Below are 14,551 nucleotides of genomic sequence, written 5' to 3' on the forward strand. Positions count from 1 at the left end.
AACTTTGAACTTAAACTTTGAACCTTGAACTTTTATTTCCTGCCCGGGCCGCGTCCCGAATCTTCTGGTACTCTTCGGTATAGATGGGCAAGTCCCGGTCAACCAGGATGCCGATGGTGATCTTCCCCTCCAGTTCCGCCGGGCTCATAGTTTGCGCCTTCTCCACCCGCACGGCCAGCTCTTTCTGGCGGCGCATCATTTCCACCGGCCCCCCCAGCTTATTTTTCAGGCCGAACTGGGTGTGACAGTGGCTGATGACTTCCACCACTGCAAAGCCCCGTTTTAAGATGGCCTGCTCCATAAGCTGGTCCAACAAGGTGGCATGATACACCGTGCCCCGTCCCACCATCGCCGCGCCCGCAGTCACGGCCATCTCGGCGATGTTAAAGGCGTGTTCGATGTTCCCATACGGCGAGGTAGTGGCCCGGGCCCCGTAAGGCGTGGTGGGCGAATACTGGCCGCCGGTCATGCCGTAAATATTGTTGTTGATGATGATGGCCGTGAGATTCAGGTTACGCCGGGCGGCATGGATAAAATGATTGCCGCCGATCGCAGTGGCATCGCCGTCACCCATGACCACGATCACCTTAAGCTTTGGATTGGCCAGCTTCACCCCCGTGGCAAAGGTCAGTGCCCGGCCGTGGGTGGTGTGCAAGGTGTTAAAATCTACATACACGCTCATGCGGCCCGAGCAGCCGATGCCACTAACTAGAACGATGTCGTCTTTTTCTATGCCGGTGCGGTCAATGGCCCGGATCAAAGCCCCCAGAACGATGCCGTTGCCGCACCCCGGGCACCAGACATGGGGAAACTTCTTCTCGTGCCGCAGGTACTTATGGATGAGTTTAGTGACTTCGGGCATGTTTACCCCAAAGCTGGCAGTACTCAGCTTCTGGTTAAAGTAAGACTTTCAATCCGACACCCATTTATAATCCGGGTCCTGAAGGAAAACTATGAAGTCTGTGTCCGAAGTTTGGATTCGCACCAACCAGCCACCAGGGACTTTGGTTCTATACATAGATCTCTTGGCAACCCAGCTGATGCCTTCCTGCTTAATTTCTTCCCAGACTATCGTAACCATTCCGGTTTCTCCCCGCTCTACCGCGTGAACTCGTGACGTCTTGTGGCAGAAACTAGAGCGTCATCAACCTTTCCAAAATCTCCCCCGGCGTAATCAAATCGCCATCAATCCGGTTCAGGGTCTCAATCCTGGTCATGCCCTGATTGACCCTTTTGACCTCCCGGGACATCTGGCCCAGGTTGAGTTCCGGAACCAGGACTCCGCGCACTTTTCGTAAGTGCGGTTCCAGCAGCCGCCGGGGAAAGGGCCACAAGGTCACCAGTTGAAACAGCCCTGCCTTGATCCCCCGCTGCCGCGCCTCCCGGACGGCCCGGCGGGCGGAACGGGCCACCGAGCCGTAGGCCACCACCAGGATTTCGGCGTCTGCGGTCTGCTCTTCCTCCACCATCAGAATATCGCCAAAATGCTGGGTGATCTTGCGAAAGAGCCGGTTTAGGAATGGCACGATCTCATCTTTGCGCTCGGTGGGAAAACCGTGCACATCATGAATCAGGCCGGTGACGTGGTAGCGGTACCCGTCGCCGAAAATCCCCATGGGTGGCACCCCCCGGGTGTTGTCCGCGTAAGGGACATACCATTCCGGGGGCACGTCGGGACGCTCACGTGTTACCACTTCCACGCCCGCATCCGGGAGCACCAACTTTTCCCGGGTGTGGGCCACCACTTCGTCGGTTAAGAGAATCACCGGAGTTCGGTATTTTTCCGATAGGTTGAAGGCCTTGATCGTGAGGTCGAAGCAATCCCGGGTCGTGGCCGCGGCCAGGACGATAATAGGATGATCGCCGTGGGTGCCCCACCGGGCCTGCATGACGTCGCCCTGGCTCACGTGGGTGGGCAGACCCGTGCTGGGGCCGCCCCGCATGACATTAACGATGACGCAGGGGACTTCCGCCACACAGGCAAACCCCAGGTTTTCCTGCATCAGGGAAAACCCCGGACCGCTGGTGGCGGTCATGGCCTTGACGCCGGCCAGGGAGGCCCCGATCACCGCGCCCAGAGAGGCGATCTCATCCTCCATCTGGATGAAGGTGCCCCCTACCCCGGGCAGCCGCTGCGCCATAACTTCGCTGATTTCAGTGGCCGGGGTGATGGGATACCCGGCAAAAAACCGGCAGCCCGCGGCCAAAGCGCCTTCCACCACGGCTTCGTTACCTTGCAGCAGTCGAGATTGTCCAGGAGATGTTTTCATTCCGCTTTCTCGGATTGCTGGTCTTGGGGTACCACTTCCCTAACACAAATGGCGAAATCCGGACAGTGCAACTCGCACCAGCGGCAACCCGTGCAGCGCTCGGCGCGGTCCACCACCGGGGCCCCATCTGCATCCAGACTCAAGCACTGCCGGGGACAAAACGCCGCGCAGATGCCGCAGGATTTGCACCAATCCCGGTAGATATTAATCCGGTATTCCGGGTGGGCTGTCTCGGGATACTCTCCCCCTGCAACCGCACCTGGCTCTGAATCTTGACTTAATTCTTTCTCCGAACTTGTATCTCGTTCCATGAAAGACTCAATTTTTAGTTGTAACGGGCGCCCTATATTTTCCCAGGAGGGGGTTTGGGGGAACCTCACTTTTGATAAAAAGCGGGGTCCCCCCAAATTCCATATTCCTTTAACCCCTCTGGCGTTTCAGGAAATTACGCAGCACATTGATACCCTCAGTGGTAAGAATCGATTCCGGATGGAACTGGACCCCGAACACCGCGAGGGTTCTATGGCGCAGCCCCATGATCTCCCCCACTGAGGTTTGAGCTGAAACCGCCAGGCAATCCGGCAGGCTCTCCCGCTCCACAATGAGGGAGTGATAACGCGTCGCCTCGAAGGGTGAAGGAATCCCCTGGAACAGGTCTTTCCCGTCATGATAGATGAGGGAGGTCTTGCCGTGCATCAGGCGAGGGGCCCGGATCACCTTGCCGCCAAAGGCCGCACCGATGGCCTGATGGCCCAGACACACCCCGAGGACGGGCACGCGCCCGGCAAAGTGCTGGATAGCCGCGAGCGAAATACCCGCCTCGTTGGGGGAACAGGGACCCGGGGAGATCACCAGGCGGCTGGGCTTGACCTGCTCCAGCCCTTTCAGGTCGATCTGGTCGTTACGGAAGACCTTAACGTCCTCTCCCAATTGGCCGAAATACTGCACTAAGTTATAAGTAAAAGAATCGTAATTGTCTATCATGACTAACATAAAAGCTCCTGATTAAAGTGATCAGTAATCAGTTATCACTTTTTTCACTGATCACTGACTACTGATTACTGATTACTGATTACTGCCTTCACATCAATCACATCAACCCCTCATCCGCCCGGTCCAGGGCCCGCATCAGGGCCATTCCCTTATTCACGGTTTCCTGGAACTCAGTGGCCGGGTCCGAGTCCGCCACGATTCCGGCGCCCACCTGCAGATAGACCCGTCCCTGGTGGATGGTGAAGCTGCGGATGGTGATGCAAAAGTCCAGGTTTCCGCCGAAGCTGAGGTACCCTACCGCACCGGCGTAGGGTCCCCGCCGCGTGGGCTCCAGTTCCTCGATGATCTCCATGGCCCGGACCTTGGGGGCCCCGGCCACGGTGCCGGCGGGAAAGGTTGACTTGAGCAGGTCCAGGCCGTCGTGTTCCGGGGCCAGTTCCCCTTCCACCTGGGATACGATATGCATGACGTGGGAGTAGCGTTCGACGCTGAACAACTCCGGCACTCTAACACTGCCGATCTTGGCCACCCGGCCCACGTCGTTGCGGCCCAGGTCCACCAGCATCAGGTGTTCGGCCCGCTCCTTGGGATCGGCCAAAAGCTCGGCTTCCAGGGCCTGATCTTCTGCGGCGGTCGCACCTCGGGGGCGGGTGCCGGCAATGGGCCGGTAGTTGACCTGGCCGTCCTCCAGGCGCACCAGGATCTCAGGCGATGCCCCCACCACCTTGATATCCCCCTGGTCCAGGTAGAACATATAGGGCGACGGATTGATAGAACGCAGAGCCCGGTACAGGTCGAAGGGGTCGTGGCGCAGCGGGGTGGAAAAACACTGGGACAGCACCACCTGAATGACGTCTCCCGCGGCGATGTATTCCTTCGCCGTGCGCACCATGTCTTCAAACCGCGCCTGGGACAGGTTGGATGTCAGGGGGGGTGGCGCTACCGGCGGCGGGGCCTCTCCCAGGGGCACCGGTTGGCGCAAGCGGCCGGCGAGCACATCGATGGCCGTCAGCGCCCGGTCGTATTGGTCCTTTAAAGGCGCCTCCGGGTCCAGGTGCACCAGGGCCAGGATCTTGATAGTCTGACGCAGGTTGTCGAAAATCAGCAGGTTATCCGCCAGCATCAGCCTGGCCTCGGGCATGTCGGTGGCCGGAGTCAGATTCGGCAGCCGCTCGATGTAGCGCACCATGTCGTACCCCAGGTAGCCCACCAAACCGCCCCAGAACCGGGGCAGTCCCTCTGTCGCCACAGGGGTAAACCCGGCCAACAATTTCCGCAGGTGCTCAAAGGGGTCGGCGGCGGGGTCCATGACTTCGGTGCGGCCCTGGCGCTGGATGGTGGTTTGCCCCCCCTTAACCTGGAACATCAGCGATGGGTTGAGCCCCAGAAAACTGAAGCGCCCCCACTTCTCACCGCCTTCCACGCTCTCCAGGAGGAAGGAACACCCCTCGCTGCGCAACTTCTTATAGGCCGACACCGGGGTCTCCAAATCCCCCAGAATCTCCCTATAGACCGGAATCAGATTCCCTTGCCGGGACATTTCGGTGAACGTCTCAAAATCAGGATAAACCATGCCTGCTCCGTCCGTTAAGATATTTACTTTTACCGCAGATGAACGCCGATAAACACAGATAAAATGCATTTTTTATCGGCGTATGTCTGCGTGCATCGGCGGTTAACAAAAAAAGCCGTGCACCCCTATGGGCCACGGCTTTTCCGCCTGCAAAAACCAAGGCCCCTCTCGTGAGGGGCCCCAAAATATCAAACCTGTTGCCGGACGCACCTCACGAACCCGCCATCACGCGCCACCAGCACCAGTTGTTTTGACCATTCAATTGCTTTTTTTCCATGGTTTTTAATATATAATCAATTCAGAAAATGCGTCAATATATTTTTTGAGAAAGTGAATTTCTTCCGGAGGAAGAGAAGTGAGATTTCTTATCACCTTATTCCAGGATGAAGACGGCATGTATATCGCTGAATGCCCTGCCATCCCCGGTTGCGTCAGCCAGGGAGAAACCGAAGCTGAGGCGGAAAAAAACATACATGAGGCAATTAGAGAATGCCTGGCAGTACGAGCCGAAAAAGGCATGCCACTAACCGTTCCGACGCGCCAGATTGAGGTTGAAGTTCAATGGGGACAATCCCCCTATTAAGGCCCAGGGAAGTAATAAAAGCATTCGAAAGACTCGGCTGGGAAACAGCCCGGCAACGCGGCAGCCACATCATCATGACCAAGCCCGGTCATATCGCCACCCTCTCTATCCCCGACCATCCCTTTGTGGCTCGCGGAACTCTGCGCAGCCTCATCGCCCGAGCCGGGATATCTCTGGAAGAATTCTTAGATTCCCTGACTTAATCTGGCGAGTTTCAGCCCCTACTTATAGCTATCACTTCAAAAAAGACAATAATTTTGTGTGCAACGCGCCATTACTCACCGCAATATTAGGTGCAAAAATGTCGTAGTCACCGCCATCAAAGGCAGTTATCTTCCCTCCCGCCTCCGTGACGATGACCAACCCTGCGGCCGTATCCCAGGGTTTCAGATTTTCTTCGAAGTAGCCGTCAAAGCGGCCGCAGGCGATATAGCACATATCCATGGCCGCGGCCCCGGCCCGGCGCACCCCTTGGGCGCTGGCCACCACCCGGCCTAACCTGGCCATGGACTCGGTTACGCGCTCCCTGATGTCATAGGGAAACCCCGTGGCAATGAGGGCCCGATCCATCCGGTCGGTGTCGGAGACCCGGATAGGGTGACCGTTCCGCCAGGCCCCTTCGCCCCTTTTCCCTTCGAAGAGCTCGTCCCGCAGAGGGTCGTAGACTACCCCATATTCCAGCACCCCGTCTGTTTCAAACGCAATGGACACGCAAAACACCGGAAACCCGTGGGCGAAATTGACGGTGCCGTCCAGGGGGTCGATGATCCAGCGGCAGATCGGCGGCGCGTCGGCTTCCCAGGCCAGGCCGGGGGAGCCAATTTCCTGGGCAGCCGGAGGCGGCTCCCCTACCGCCGTTTCCTCCGCCAGAAACCCATGGTCCGGGAAGGCCTGGTGGATCATGCCGATGATGATTTCCTGGCACTGGTAGTCGGTTTCGGTCACCGGGTCGATAGCCCCCTTCATGGTGATCTCATGGGGTTGCTCGTAATTCAAACGCATCACCGCGCCCGCGGCCAGAGCGGCTTGCCGCCCGATCTGGGCGATTTTGTCCATCATCTGCTTCCACCTCAATAGCTTTGCCTGGAGGGCTTGACCAACGTTACGCTCGTGCAACGCTGGCCACCTTGTAGGGGCGGGTTTAAAACCCGCCCCTACCCTACCTGTCCTAAGCTCGATCTTTCCACTTAAATTAATCAGTTATAGGGAGAGGTAAATAGGGCTGATTTATTTCTCCGCCGACCCTACCGTCAGCAACTGAAACCCCGTTGCCGCGTCTTTCCGGCGTAGGGCTGCGACCCCGACAATCTCCAGCAAGACTACCTCGCCTACCAGCCAGACGTCCACCCCAGCCCGGGTGCAGCCCACAGTGGCTTGGCCTTCTCGGCCCGCGGCGGCATGCATATGGAGCACCGGCAAACCAGCCTCGTCGGGGATAAGTGTGCCCACCGCCAGAACTTCCTGGGAGCCTTGGAGCATATGGATGAGCGGCACAACGGCATCAGTGCGGTCGGCATCGGGGCCCACCACCACCTTACTGCCGCTGGCGGAGCCGCCCAGGAAGAAGGCCAGAGCGTGGGCAAGATTCTGCTCCCGGGCAAAGGCCTCCAGGGTATCGTTCAGACGCTCCCCGTCTTCCAGTCTCAGGACAAAGACCCGGCCCATCTTACCTTCCGTGTAATGCATACTGCCTCCCTTCTTTATATCGTGGGTAAACCCAAACCGCCTATTTCTTCTTGCCCTTACTGCTGCCCTTTTTCGGAGTGGCTTTGGGGAAGGCCGCGGCCGGGCTCAATGGCGTGAACAGGCTGACCGTGAGCAGGCCTATAAAGAACCCGCCCAGGTGGGCCATCCAGGCCACCGCACCGCCGCTACGCAGGCCGTAGAATTGCAGCGCCAGCCACAGTCCCAGCCAGACAAAGGCGGGGATGTACACCGTCTCCGGGCGCAGACGCCAGAAAACAATGGTGCAGATGGGCGACTTGGGCAGCCGGATCAGGTACCCTCCCAAGACCCCGGCGATCGCGCCGCTGGCGCCGATCAGCGGCGCACCAAGGCTGGAGGCCGCCAGCACGTGAAAGATGCAGGCGAAGAAGCCGCAAAACAGGTAGAAGCCCAGAAACCGTCGGTGTCCCAGGTCATCCTCCAGGGCTTCCCCAAAGACCCAGAGGAACCACATGTTACCGATGAGGTGGACCCAGCCCGCGTGGAGGAAAAGGGAGCTGAACATAGTGGGCAACAGCCCCACGGACTGCTTAAGGCTCAGGACCTTGAGCCTGCTTAGTTTGGAGGCCACCGCTCCTTTCTGATAAAACAGGTCCGTAGCGGCGTCGGAACCGATGTGCAGTTGATAGAGAAAAATTGCCAGATTGACGGCGATCAGGCCCAGCGTGATCCAAGGCCACCGGCTCTTGGCCGGCGCCCCGCGCACCGGAATCACGCCGCGGCTCCGGGCTTATTGAGCACAGCATCTGATAGGTTGCTTTTGGTAACCTCGACCCTGAGAGAAATCCCCCCTAACCCCCCTTTTTCAAAGGGGGGAACCTGGCGGAATGCCATGGAAAGTCCCCCTTTGGCAAAGGGGAATTTAGGGGGATTTTCAATGCGCTTATATGAACCAGATGGAGCCCATTTTCGGCTCGGAGTAGTAAGTCTTTGAATCTCCGGCCCCATGAGGGCAACCCGGCGGGGTTGTTGGGGAGCGGCGCGGTTAGCCATGGCCATCATAGGTCTCTCAGAAAGGCTCCTTCTGCCGGCATTAAGGTATGGGAGGAAGCTCCTGGCCTTGTGCCATGCGCATTGTACTCCAATGCTGAGGTGCTGTCCAGAGCGGGAAAGCGGAGTTGACAAGGAGGGGAGTTTCTAATAAATAGAATACATGGTTGGGGCGCAAAGGAAACTTTATATCCGGACGTTTGGCTGCCAAATGAATGTGGCCGATTCCGAGTTGATGGCCCAGGTTCTAGGCCATGAGTATGCCCTGACGCCCCATGCCGAGGATGCCGACCTCTATCTGATCAACACCTGCGCCATTCGCCGCAAATCCGAAGAGAAGGTGCGGAGCCTCCTGGGAAGTTTAAAGTTCCTGAAGCGTCGGCGTCCCCAGCTCATCCTGGGCGTTGGAGGTTGCGTCGCCCAACAAGAAGGCGAACGGCTGTTGGCGGCTGCCCCCCATCTCAACCTGGTGTTCGGCACCCAAGGTATCTATCGGCTGCCTGACCTGGTGCACCGAGCCTCAATGGGCGAAAGGCTGGTGGACGTGGCCCTGACGCCTGAAATCCTGGATTTACCCCATTACGGCTGGTCACCGGGGAAGGTGCAAACCATGGTGACCATCATGCGGGGCTGCAATAATTTTTGCACTTATTGTGTGGTCCCCTACGTGCGGGGCCGGGAGAGCAGCCGCGAGCCTGAGGCCATTGTCGACGAGGTCGCCGCGTTTGTGGCCGCGGGCGGCAAGGAGGTCACCCTCCTGGGCCAAAACGTTAATTCCTACGGCCGGGGATTGCCTGAGCCTGTAACGTTTCCCCAGTTGCTACGGCATCTTGATCGTCTGTCAGGCCTGGACCGCCTGCGGTTCGCCACCTCTCACCCCCGGGACCTGTCTCCCGAGCTGATCGGCGCCTTCGGCGAGTTGCGGGCCTTGTGTGAGCATCTCCACCTGCCGGTGCAGTCCGGTTCCGACAGGATTCTAAAGAAGATGAACCGCGGTTACACCGGGACAGAATACCTGACAAAAATCACCGCGTTGCGGCAAGCCTGCCCCACTATCGCACTCACCACCGATCTCATCGTAGGCTTTCCAGGGGAGACCGAAACCGACTTCGACCAGACCCTGGAGCTGATGAGGGAAGCTATGTTCGACCAGTCCTTTTCTTTCAAGTATTCCCCCCGTCCCCAGACTCGGGCCGCCTCTTTTCCCGATCAGGTGCCGGAAGATATCAAAACCGAGCGCCTGATTCAGCTGCAGGCCTTGCAGGCTGAGCTCACCGGTAAATCCCACGCCCGCCTGGTGGGACAAGAACTGGAAGTGCTGGTGGAAGGCAAAAGTAAGCGTTCCCCCGAAGAACTCTGCGGGCGGCTCCGGACCAATCAAGTCGTCAACTTTATCGGGCCCCAAAAATTGCTGGGCTGTCTGACCCGTGTGACCATAATCGAGGCGCACCCCCATTCGCTGAAAGGCCGTTGGGTGCAGCCCTCGTCCACTTTTAATCGCAGGGAGGAGGATCTGGGGGTATTCCCAAGGGAGGCACCATGTTAATAGAAATGACGGTTTCCGGCTTGACCATCGACCCGTTCACCAACAGTCCCATCATGATTCTGAAAGATGTGGATTCGGACAAAGCCGTGCCCATCTGGATCGGGTTGTTGGAGGCCACCGCCATTGCCAGCGAGTTGGAGAACATCAAGTTCTCCCGCCCGATGACCCATGATCTGCTGAAAAATATCATGGAGCTCATGGAGACCACGGTGACTAAAGTAGAGGTTACCGACCTGCGGGATAATACTTATTTCGCCCTCATCTATCTCATTCGGGAAGGTCAAGAGATCAGTATTGACGCACGGCCCAGCGATGCCATTGCTATTGCCCTGCGCACCAAGGCCCCCATCTTTGTGGCCGACGTGGTGATCCAAAAGGCCCGGCGTGTGGACCTGAGCGCCAAGGAGGCCATCACCACCGAGGACGCCAAAAAGTGGACCGAGGTGCTGGAAGGACTGGACCCGGAGGATTTCGGTAAGTATAAGATGTAAAAAAGATCGTTTTTATTTTTTAAAACAGCCGGCTAAATAATCTCCTCACACCTCCTGAGTGCACTCCGTCAATCGCCTGGAGTGGCCCAATGACTCTTTTGATTATTGTAATTCTCCCAACAACCTGTTAAAATTACATAATAATTTCGCATTAGAAGGAATGATATTTTTGTGACCTGTGCTATCCAAGACCCTCAATTATCAAGCAAACTCCTACCGACAACGGCGAACACCGCGCTCGGTGCTGTGGAGTATGCTGAAATTGGGGACGGTCCGGTTGTGGTTGTCATCCATGGTGCTATGGGCGGTTACGACCAAAGTCTGATCCTGGCCCAAACCATCGGCAATGCCGGCTATCGCTATATAGCTTTGAGCCGGCCCGGCTATCTGGGTACGCCGCTGAGTTCCGGACAAAGCCCCGAACAACAGGGTGATCTTATTGCAGCCTTGTTGGACACCCTTGGTGTCGCCCAAGCAGGTGTCATGGCCGTTTCCGGTGGAGGACCAAGCGCTCTGCAGTTCGGTCTGAGACACCCTGCCCGATGTCCAGGACTTGTTTTGGTATCGACTTGTGCTGACAAGGTTGATACCCCTATCCCTTTTTCATTTAAGGTAATGAAATATCTCGCGCGTTGGTCTTGGTTTGCTAATAATTTCCGCAAGAAAGCTGAAAAAGACTTAGAAGGCTTAGCCAAACGTTCCATCCGAGACCCGGAAATTCTGGCTCGCACGATCAATGATACTGATACCTGGCCATTATTCTCAACAATGTTGCTCAGCACTTTTGACCGAATGGGGCAGCGTTTGGACGGTACTGAAAACGATATTAAGATTTCCCGGACCGCCACCTACCCCTTAGAAAACCTGAACGTCCCCGTTCTGATTGTCCATGGGACTCAAGACCAGCTGGTGCAATTTGATGTGCATGCCAACATGTTCAAGGCCCGTCTGCCGAATGCCGAGCTTCTGGCAGTTGATGGCGGTGAGCATGTCGCAATTTTTACCCACAGAAACATGGTGAAAGCGAAGGTGACTGAGTTTATGCAACGGCACTTCACGGCCTAGCAATTAAGCAGGAGCCTAACCTACGGCCAGACCATTAACCAACCAAACCATTCTTGTTGGCTGACAAGTTGCGCAAAACCAAAAACTAAAAGCGAACAACCTCTTATGATCGATCTCCATACCCATACCTTAAATAGCGACGGCGAACTCCTGCCGTCGGAGTTGTGGCGCCGGGCCCATGTCAAAGGCTATCGCTATCTCGGCATAACTGACCATGTCGATGCCTCGAACTTCGAGGTGGTCTTTGCCCGGCTAAGAACTGCAGCCTTGAGCCTCAACCGGGGCGACTACCCGGTGCTCATCCCCGGGCTCGAGTTCACCCATCTGCCCCCGGCCCTCATTGCTCCTCTGGCCGCCCAGGCCCGGGCCCTGGGGGTGCCCCTCATCGTGATCCACGGCGAGACCTTGGCTGAACCAGTGGCGCCCGGCACCAACCGGGCCGCCATCGAGGCCGACATCGACATCCTGGCCCATCCCGGCCTCATCACCTTAGAGGACGCCGCTCTGGCCCGGGAGCGGGGCATTTTCCTGGAACTGTCCGCCCGCAAAGGGCACTCTCTGGCCAACGGCCACGTGGCCCGGGTGGCCCTGGAGGTGGGCGCCTCCCTTATTGTCGACACCGACTCCCATAGCCCGTCTGACCTCATCACCCGGCAGCAGGCCGAACGCATCGCCAAGGGCGCAGGCCTGCGGGACGCCGCAGTCCAAACCCTCTTCACCGACGCCGAAGCCCTGGCCCGCCGCCTGGCGGAGTTGTAGGAAGGAGAGGCAAGCAAAAGATTTTGGGGGAACCCCGCTTTTTTAGAAAAAGCGAGGTTCCCCCAAACCCCCTCCTGGAAAAATGGAATTATTGGAAGTATTTAACCAATTGACAATTCCTCAAATTCAATGAACACTAAATTCCAATGAATCTGGACCAAATATCTCCATTGGGATGGCTCAAGAACTCTGCCCTTTCCATCCTGGAATTCTTCCTGCCCCGGTTGTGTCTCTTTTGTGGCACGGCAGTGGGGGAAGAGGCGGAGATCGCGGTCTGCCCGGAGTGCGAGGGCCAGATCGAGTGGGTGGAGAGCCCCCTGTGCACGTGTTGCGGCGCGGTGTTTGCCTCCCGGGACGGCGTCGACCGCGTCTGCGGCGACTGCACCACGGACCCGCCTGCCTTCACTCGGGCCCGGGCCGCGGCCATTTATGATGGCCCCACCGCCCAAGCCGTCAAGCGCTTCAAGTTCGGTGGCAAAATGGCCTACCTCCCGGTGATGCAGACCTGGCTGCAGCATCCCCTATGCCTGGAATTGCTGGCGGACGCGGACCTCATAGCCCCCGTGCCTCTCCACCCCAGGCGCTTGAGGCAGCGCGGCTTTAACCAGGCCCTGCTCCTGGCTCACGCCTTCCCTGGAGTGACTATAGCGCGGGAGGTGGTGGTGCGAGTGCGCCACACGGTGCCCCAAGTCGAACTCAAGCCTAAAGAGCGCCGGGACAACGTCAAGGGAGCCTTTGCCGTGCCCAACCCAGCCCTGGTCAAAGGCAAAAACGTCTTACTCCTCGATGATGTCTTTACCACCGGCGCCACGGTCAGAGAATGCGCCAAGGCCTTGCTGAAGGCCGGCGCCCGCCGGGTGGACGTCCTCACCGTGGCCCGGGTGAAACATGATTAGAAAGTAGGGGGAAAAGGGGAAGAGGCGAAAAGGCGAAAAGGGATTGAGACTTTCATGAGCGAATGCACCACCAGCCATAAGGTGATTTATAGGGACGCCGCGGCCATGTGGGTCCAAGACCTCCAGGGCCAGGGCCAAAAAGTGGTCTTTACTAACGGCTGCTTCGATCTGCTGCACCCTGGTCACGTGGCTTACCTGGAAGAGGCCCGTTCCCAGGGGGACGCCTTGATCGTCGGACTCAACACCGACGCTTCCGTGGTGCGCTTGAATAAAGGCCCCGGCCGCCCTATCACTCCAGAAGCCGATCGGGGCCGGGTTCTGGCCGCGCTGGCCTGCGTGGACCGGGTAGTGTTGTTTGATGAAGACACACCCCTGGCGCTCATCACCCTCCTACAACCCGACATCCTGGTAAAGGGCGGCGACTACCAACTCCATGAAATCGTCGGCCGCGAGGTGGTCGAAGCCCGGGGCGGCAAGGTCTTGACCCTGCCCTTCGTGGCCGGTTACTCCACCTCCGCACTGATCAAACGCATCCAATCCGGTTGTTAAGGGAATCGACCTCGACGGGATCTATGCGCTGATAACCTGCACAATTTATAAAAATTTTGAAACAGCTTGACTTCCGCAAGACCAGCGGGAGATATTAAAAGCCATTACCGCGGGTCACTTATACCAAGTTGCGCTCATAGAAGTAAAAATAGCTTCGGTTTTGTAGAGGCACACTTGCATGTGCGACCACTCTGAGGGCGGACACATAGGTCCGCCCCTACAAAAACTATAATTACCTGTATGACCGCAACTTGGTATTAGGAGATAACAGGAGATAAAGTAATGAAACAACTCGTGCTGCTCAGACACGGTGAAAGTATCTGGAACCAGGAAAATCGCTTCACGGGCTGGATCGATGTGGGTTTGAGTGACAAAGGCGTCCAGGAGGCCATCGAGGCCGGTCGCCTTCTCAAGGAGGAAGGTTTCGTCTTTGATGTCGCCTATACTTCAATGCTCAAGCGGGCCATCAAGACCCTGTGGATCGCGCTGGAGGGGATGGACCTGATGTGGCTCCCGATTCACCATAGTTGGCGCTTGAATGAGCGTCACTATGGCGCGCTCCAGGGGCTCAACAAAGCGGAGACCGTCGAAAAATTCGGCATGGAGCAGGTGAAAATCTGGCGCCGCAGCTACAGCATACCACCCCCGGCTTTAACGCCGGACGACCCGCGCTATCCTGGGAGTGACCCGCGCTACGCCGATCTGTCTCCCGAAGAACTTCCCCTGAGCGAATGTCTCGAAGACGTAGTGGCGCGTTTTCTGCCTTATTGGCAGAAAGTCATCGCTCCGGCCATGCAAGCGGGGCAACGGGTACTCATCGCCGCCCACGGCAACAGTCTGCGGGCTTTGGTGAAATATCTGGATAAGGTTTCAGACGATGACATCGTGTCCCTCAATATCCCCACTGGCATCCCGCTGGTTTACGAACTGAATGATGATCTAACGCCCATCCGGAGCCGTTATATGGGCGACCCCGAGGCGGCTAAACGGGCGGCCCTTGCCGTGGCCAACCAATTAAAGGGCGGAAAATAGTTCTTATTGAATCGAGGTTCTTGCAAAAAGCCGTTTTGTCATCCTGAGCGAAGCGAAGGACCTCGTATTTTCACCCCTT

17 protein-coding genes are annotated in these 14,551 nt (G+C 57.5%); 9 read left to right on the forward strand and 8 right to left on the reverse strand.

All coding sequences use genetic code 11. The annotated features are described in order from the left end of the window. Positions 1 to 10 precede the first annotated feature (10 nt). The 5 genes from WC600_11650 to trpE all read right to left on the reverse strand — a co-directional run bounded on the left by WC600_11650 (position 11) and on the right by trpE (position 4,836). Complete coding sequence (locus WC600_11650) at positions 11 to 862, reverse strand: 2-oxoacid:ferredoxin oxidoreductase subunit beta (GenBank protein ID MFA4903382.1); 852 nt, start codon at positions 860 to 862, stop codon at positions 11 to 13. 271 nt (positions 863 to 1,133) lie between these two features. Continuing rightward, positions 1,134 to 2,270, reverse strand: coding sequence for a 2-oxoacid:acceptor oxidoreductase subunit alpha (locus WC600_11655; protein ID MFA4903383.1), 1,137 nt, complete (start codon positions 2,268 to 2,270; stop codon positions 1,134 to 1,136). Further along, on the reverse strand, positions 2,267 to 2,581 hold the full coding sequence (locus WC600_11660; GenBank protein ID MFA4903384.1) for a 4Fe-4S dicluster domain-containing protein: 315 nt from the start codon (positions 2,579 to 2,581) through the stop codon (positions 2,267 to 2,269). Before WC600_11660 ends, WC600_11655 begins: the two co-directional genes overlap by 4 nt. 109 nt (positions 2,582 to 2,690) lie before the next feature. Then, positions 2,691 to 3,263, reverse strand: a complete 573-nt coding sequence (locus WC600_11665) for an aminodeoxychorismate/anthranilate synthase component II (protein ID MFA4903385.1) — start codon at positions 3,261 to 3,263, stop codon at positions 2,691 to 2,693. Between the two features lie 97 nt (positions 3,264 to 3,360). After that, positions 3,361 to 4,836, reverse strand: a complete 1,476-nt coding sequence (trpE, locus tag WC600_11670; protein ID MFA4903386.1) for an anthranilate synthase component I — start codon at positions 4,834 to 4,836, stop codon at positions 3,361 to 3,363. Between the two features lie 355 nt (positions 4,837 to 5,191). Here trpE and WC600_11675 point away from each other — a divergent pair, with 355 nt between their 5' ends. Together WC600_11675 and WC600_11680 are read left to right on the forward strand one after the other, a co-directional pair. Next, a complete protein-coding gene (locus WC600_11675; GenBank protein ID MFA4903387.1) occupies positions 5,192 to 5,419 on the forward strand; it encodes a type II toxin-antitoxin system HicB family antitoxin in 228 nt (75 codons plus the stop codon). Next, entirely contained in the window at positions 5,398 to 5,622 is a 225-nt protein-coding gene (locus tag WC600_11680; GenBank protein ID MFA4903388.1) for a type II toxin-antitoxin system HicA family toxin, read from the forward strand. The genes WC600_11675 and WC600_11680 overlap by 22 nt, the downstream gene beginning before the upstream one ends. A 31-nt stretch (positions 5,623 to 5,653) precedes the next feature. Here the strand turns inward: WC600_11680 and WC600_11685 are convergent, their stop codons facing one another. The 3 genes from WC600_11685 to WC600_11695 all read right to left on the reverse strand — a co-directional run bounded on the left by WC600_11685 (position 5,654) and on the right by WC600_11695 (position 7,859). Beyond that, positions 5,654 to 6,478, reverse strand: a complete 825-nt coding sequence (locus WC600_11685; GenBank protein MFA4903389.1) for an inositol monophosphatase family protein — start codon at positions 6,476 to 6,478, stop codon at positions 5,654 to 5,656. Between the two features lie 168 nt (positions 6,479 to 6,646). Further along, positions 6,647 to 7,105: a PPC domain-containing DNA-binding protein gene (locus WC600_11690; protein ID MFA4903390.1), complete on the reverse strand. Its 459-nt coding sequence runs from the start codon at positions 7,103 to 7,105 to the stop codon at positions 6,647 to 6,649. A gap of 40 nt (positions 7,106 to 7,145) precedes the next feature. After that, a complete protein-coding gene (locus tag WC600_11695) occupies positions 7,146 to 7,859 on the reverse strand; it encodes a rhomboid family intramembrane serine protease (GenBank protein ID MFA4903391.1) in 714 nt (237 codons plus the stop codon). Positions 7,860 to 8,297: 438 nt separating this feature from the next. Here WC600_11695 and miaB point away from each other — a divergent pair, with 438 nt between their 5' ends. The 7 genes from miaB (at position 8,298) to gpmA (ending at position 14,472) form a co-directional block, all read left to right on the forward strand. Continuing rightward, the gene (gene miaB, locus WC600_11700; protein ID MFA4903392.1) at positions 8,298 to 9,680 is read left to right on the forward strand and encodes a tRNA (N6-isopentenyl adenosine(37)-C2)-methylthiotransferase MiaB; all 1,383 of its coding nucleotides are present in this window, start codon (positions 8,298 to 8,300) and stop codon (positions 9,678 to 9,680) included. Beyond that, entirely contained in the window at positions 9,674 to 10,171 is a 498-nt protein-coding gene (locus WC600_11705) for a bifunctional nuclease family protein (GenBank protein MFA4903393.1), read from the forward strand. Before miaB ends, WC600_11705 begins: the two co-directional genes overlap by 7 nt. 171 nt (positions 10,172 to 10,342) lie before the next feature. Beyond that, positions 10,343 to 11,236 (forward strand): alpha/beta hydrolase, encoded by an 894-nt coding sequence (locus WC600_11710; GenBank protein ID MFA4903394.1) that lies wholly within the window; start codon positions 10,343 to 10,345, stop codon positions 11,234 to 11,236. Between the two features lie 105 nt (positions 11,237 to 11,341). Further along, positions 11,342 to 11,995: a histidinol phosphate phosphatase domain-containing protein gene (locus WC600_11715; protein MFA4903395.1), complete on the forward strand. Its 654-nt coding sequence runs from the start codon at positions 11,342 to 11,344 to the stop codon at positions 11,993 to 11,995. A gap of 146 nt (positions 11,996 to 12,141) precedes the next feature. Then, the gene (locus WC600_11720; protein ID MFA4903396.1) at positions 12,142 to 12,891 is read left to right on the forward strand and encodes a ComF family protein; all 750 of its coding nucleotides are present in this window, start codon (positions 12,142 to 12,144) and stop codon (positions 12,889 to 12,891) included. Between the two features lie 54 nt (positions 12,892 to 12,945). Next, positions 12,946 to 13,440 (forward strand): D-glycero-beta-D-manno-heptose 1-phosphate adenylyltransferase, encoded by a 495-nt coding sequence (gene rfaE2, locus WC600_11725; protein ID MFA4903397.1) that lies wholly within the window; start codon positions 12,946 to 12,948, stop codon positions 13,438 to 13,440. Positions 13,441 to 13,722: 282 nt separating this feature from the next. Then, positions 13,723 to 14,472, forward strand: a complete 750-nt coding sequence (gene gpmA, locus WC600_11730; GenBank protein ID MFA4903398.1) for a 2,3-diphosphoglycerate-dependent phosphoglycerate mutase — start codon at positions 13,723 to 13,725, stop codon at positions 14,470 to 14,472. Positions 14,473 to 14,551: the final 79 nt, after the last annotated feature.

Source organism: Desulfobaccales bacterium (assembly GCA_041648175.1).
GTDB lineage: Bacteria > Desulfobacterota > Desulfobaccia > Desulfobaccales > 0-14-0-80-60-11 > 0-14-0-80-60-11.

Coding starts and splice junctions, on each gene's coding strand:
- WC600_11655 (MFA4903383.1), bottom strand. CDS start 2,270: ATGAAAACATCTCCTGGACAATCTCGACTGCTGCAAGGTAACGAAGCC.
- WC600_11685 (MFA4903389.1), bottom strand. CDS start 6,478: ATGATGGACAAAATCGCCCAGATCGGGCGGCAAGCCGCTCTGGCCGCG.
- gpmA (MFA4903398.1), top strand. CDS start 13,723: ATGAAACAACTCGTGCTGCTCAGACACGGTGAAAGTATCTGGAACCAG.
- WC600_11650 (MFA4903382.1), bottom strand. CDS start 862: ATGCCCGAAGTCACTAAACTCATCCATAAGTACCTGCGGCACGAGAAG.
- rfaE2 (MFA4903397.1), top strand. CDS start 12,946: ATGAGCGAATGCACCACCAGCCATAAGGTGATTTATAGGGACGCCGCG.
- miaB (MFA4903392.1), top strand. CDS start 8,298: ATGGTTGGGGCGCAAAGGAAACTTTATATCCGGACGTTTGGCTGCCAA.
- WC600_11720 (MFA4903396.1), top strand. CDS start 12,142: ATGAATCTGGACCAAATATCTCCATTGGGATGGCTCAAGAACTCTGCC.
- WC600_11690 (MFA4903390.1), bottom strand. CDS start 7,105: ATGCATTACACGGAAGGTAAGATGGGCCGGGTCTTTGTCCTGAGACTG.
- WC600_11680 (MFA4903388.1), top strand. CDS start 5,398: ATGGGGACAATCCCCCTATTAAGGCCCAGGGAAGTAATAAAAGCATTC.
- WC600_11660 (MFA4903384.1), bottom strand. CDS start 2,581: ATGGAACGAGATACAAGTTCGGAGAAAGAATTAAGTCAAGATTCAGAG.
- WC600_11715 (MFA4903395.1), top strand. CDS start 11,342: ATGATCGATCTCCATACCCATACCTTAAATAGCGACGGCGAACTCCTG.
- WC600_11665 (MFA4903385.1), bottom strand. CDS start 3,263: ATGTTAGTCATGATAGACAATTACGATTCTTTTACTTATAACTTAGTG.
- WC600_11705 (MFA4903393.1), top strand. CDS start 9,674: ATGTTAATAGAAATGACGGTTTCCGGCTTGACCATCGACCCGTTCACC.
- trpE (MFA4903386.1), bottom strand. CDS start 4,836: ATGGTTTATCCTGATTTTGAGACGTTCACCGAAATGTCCCGGCAAGGG.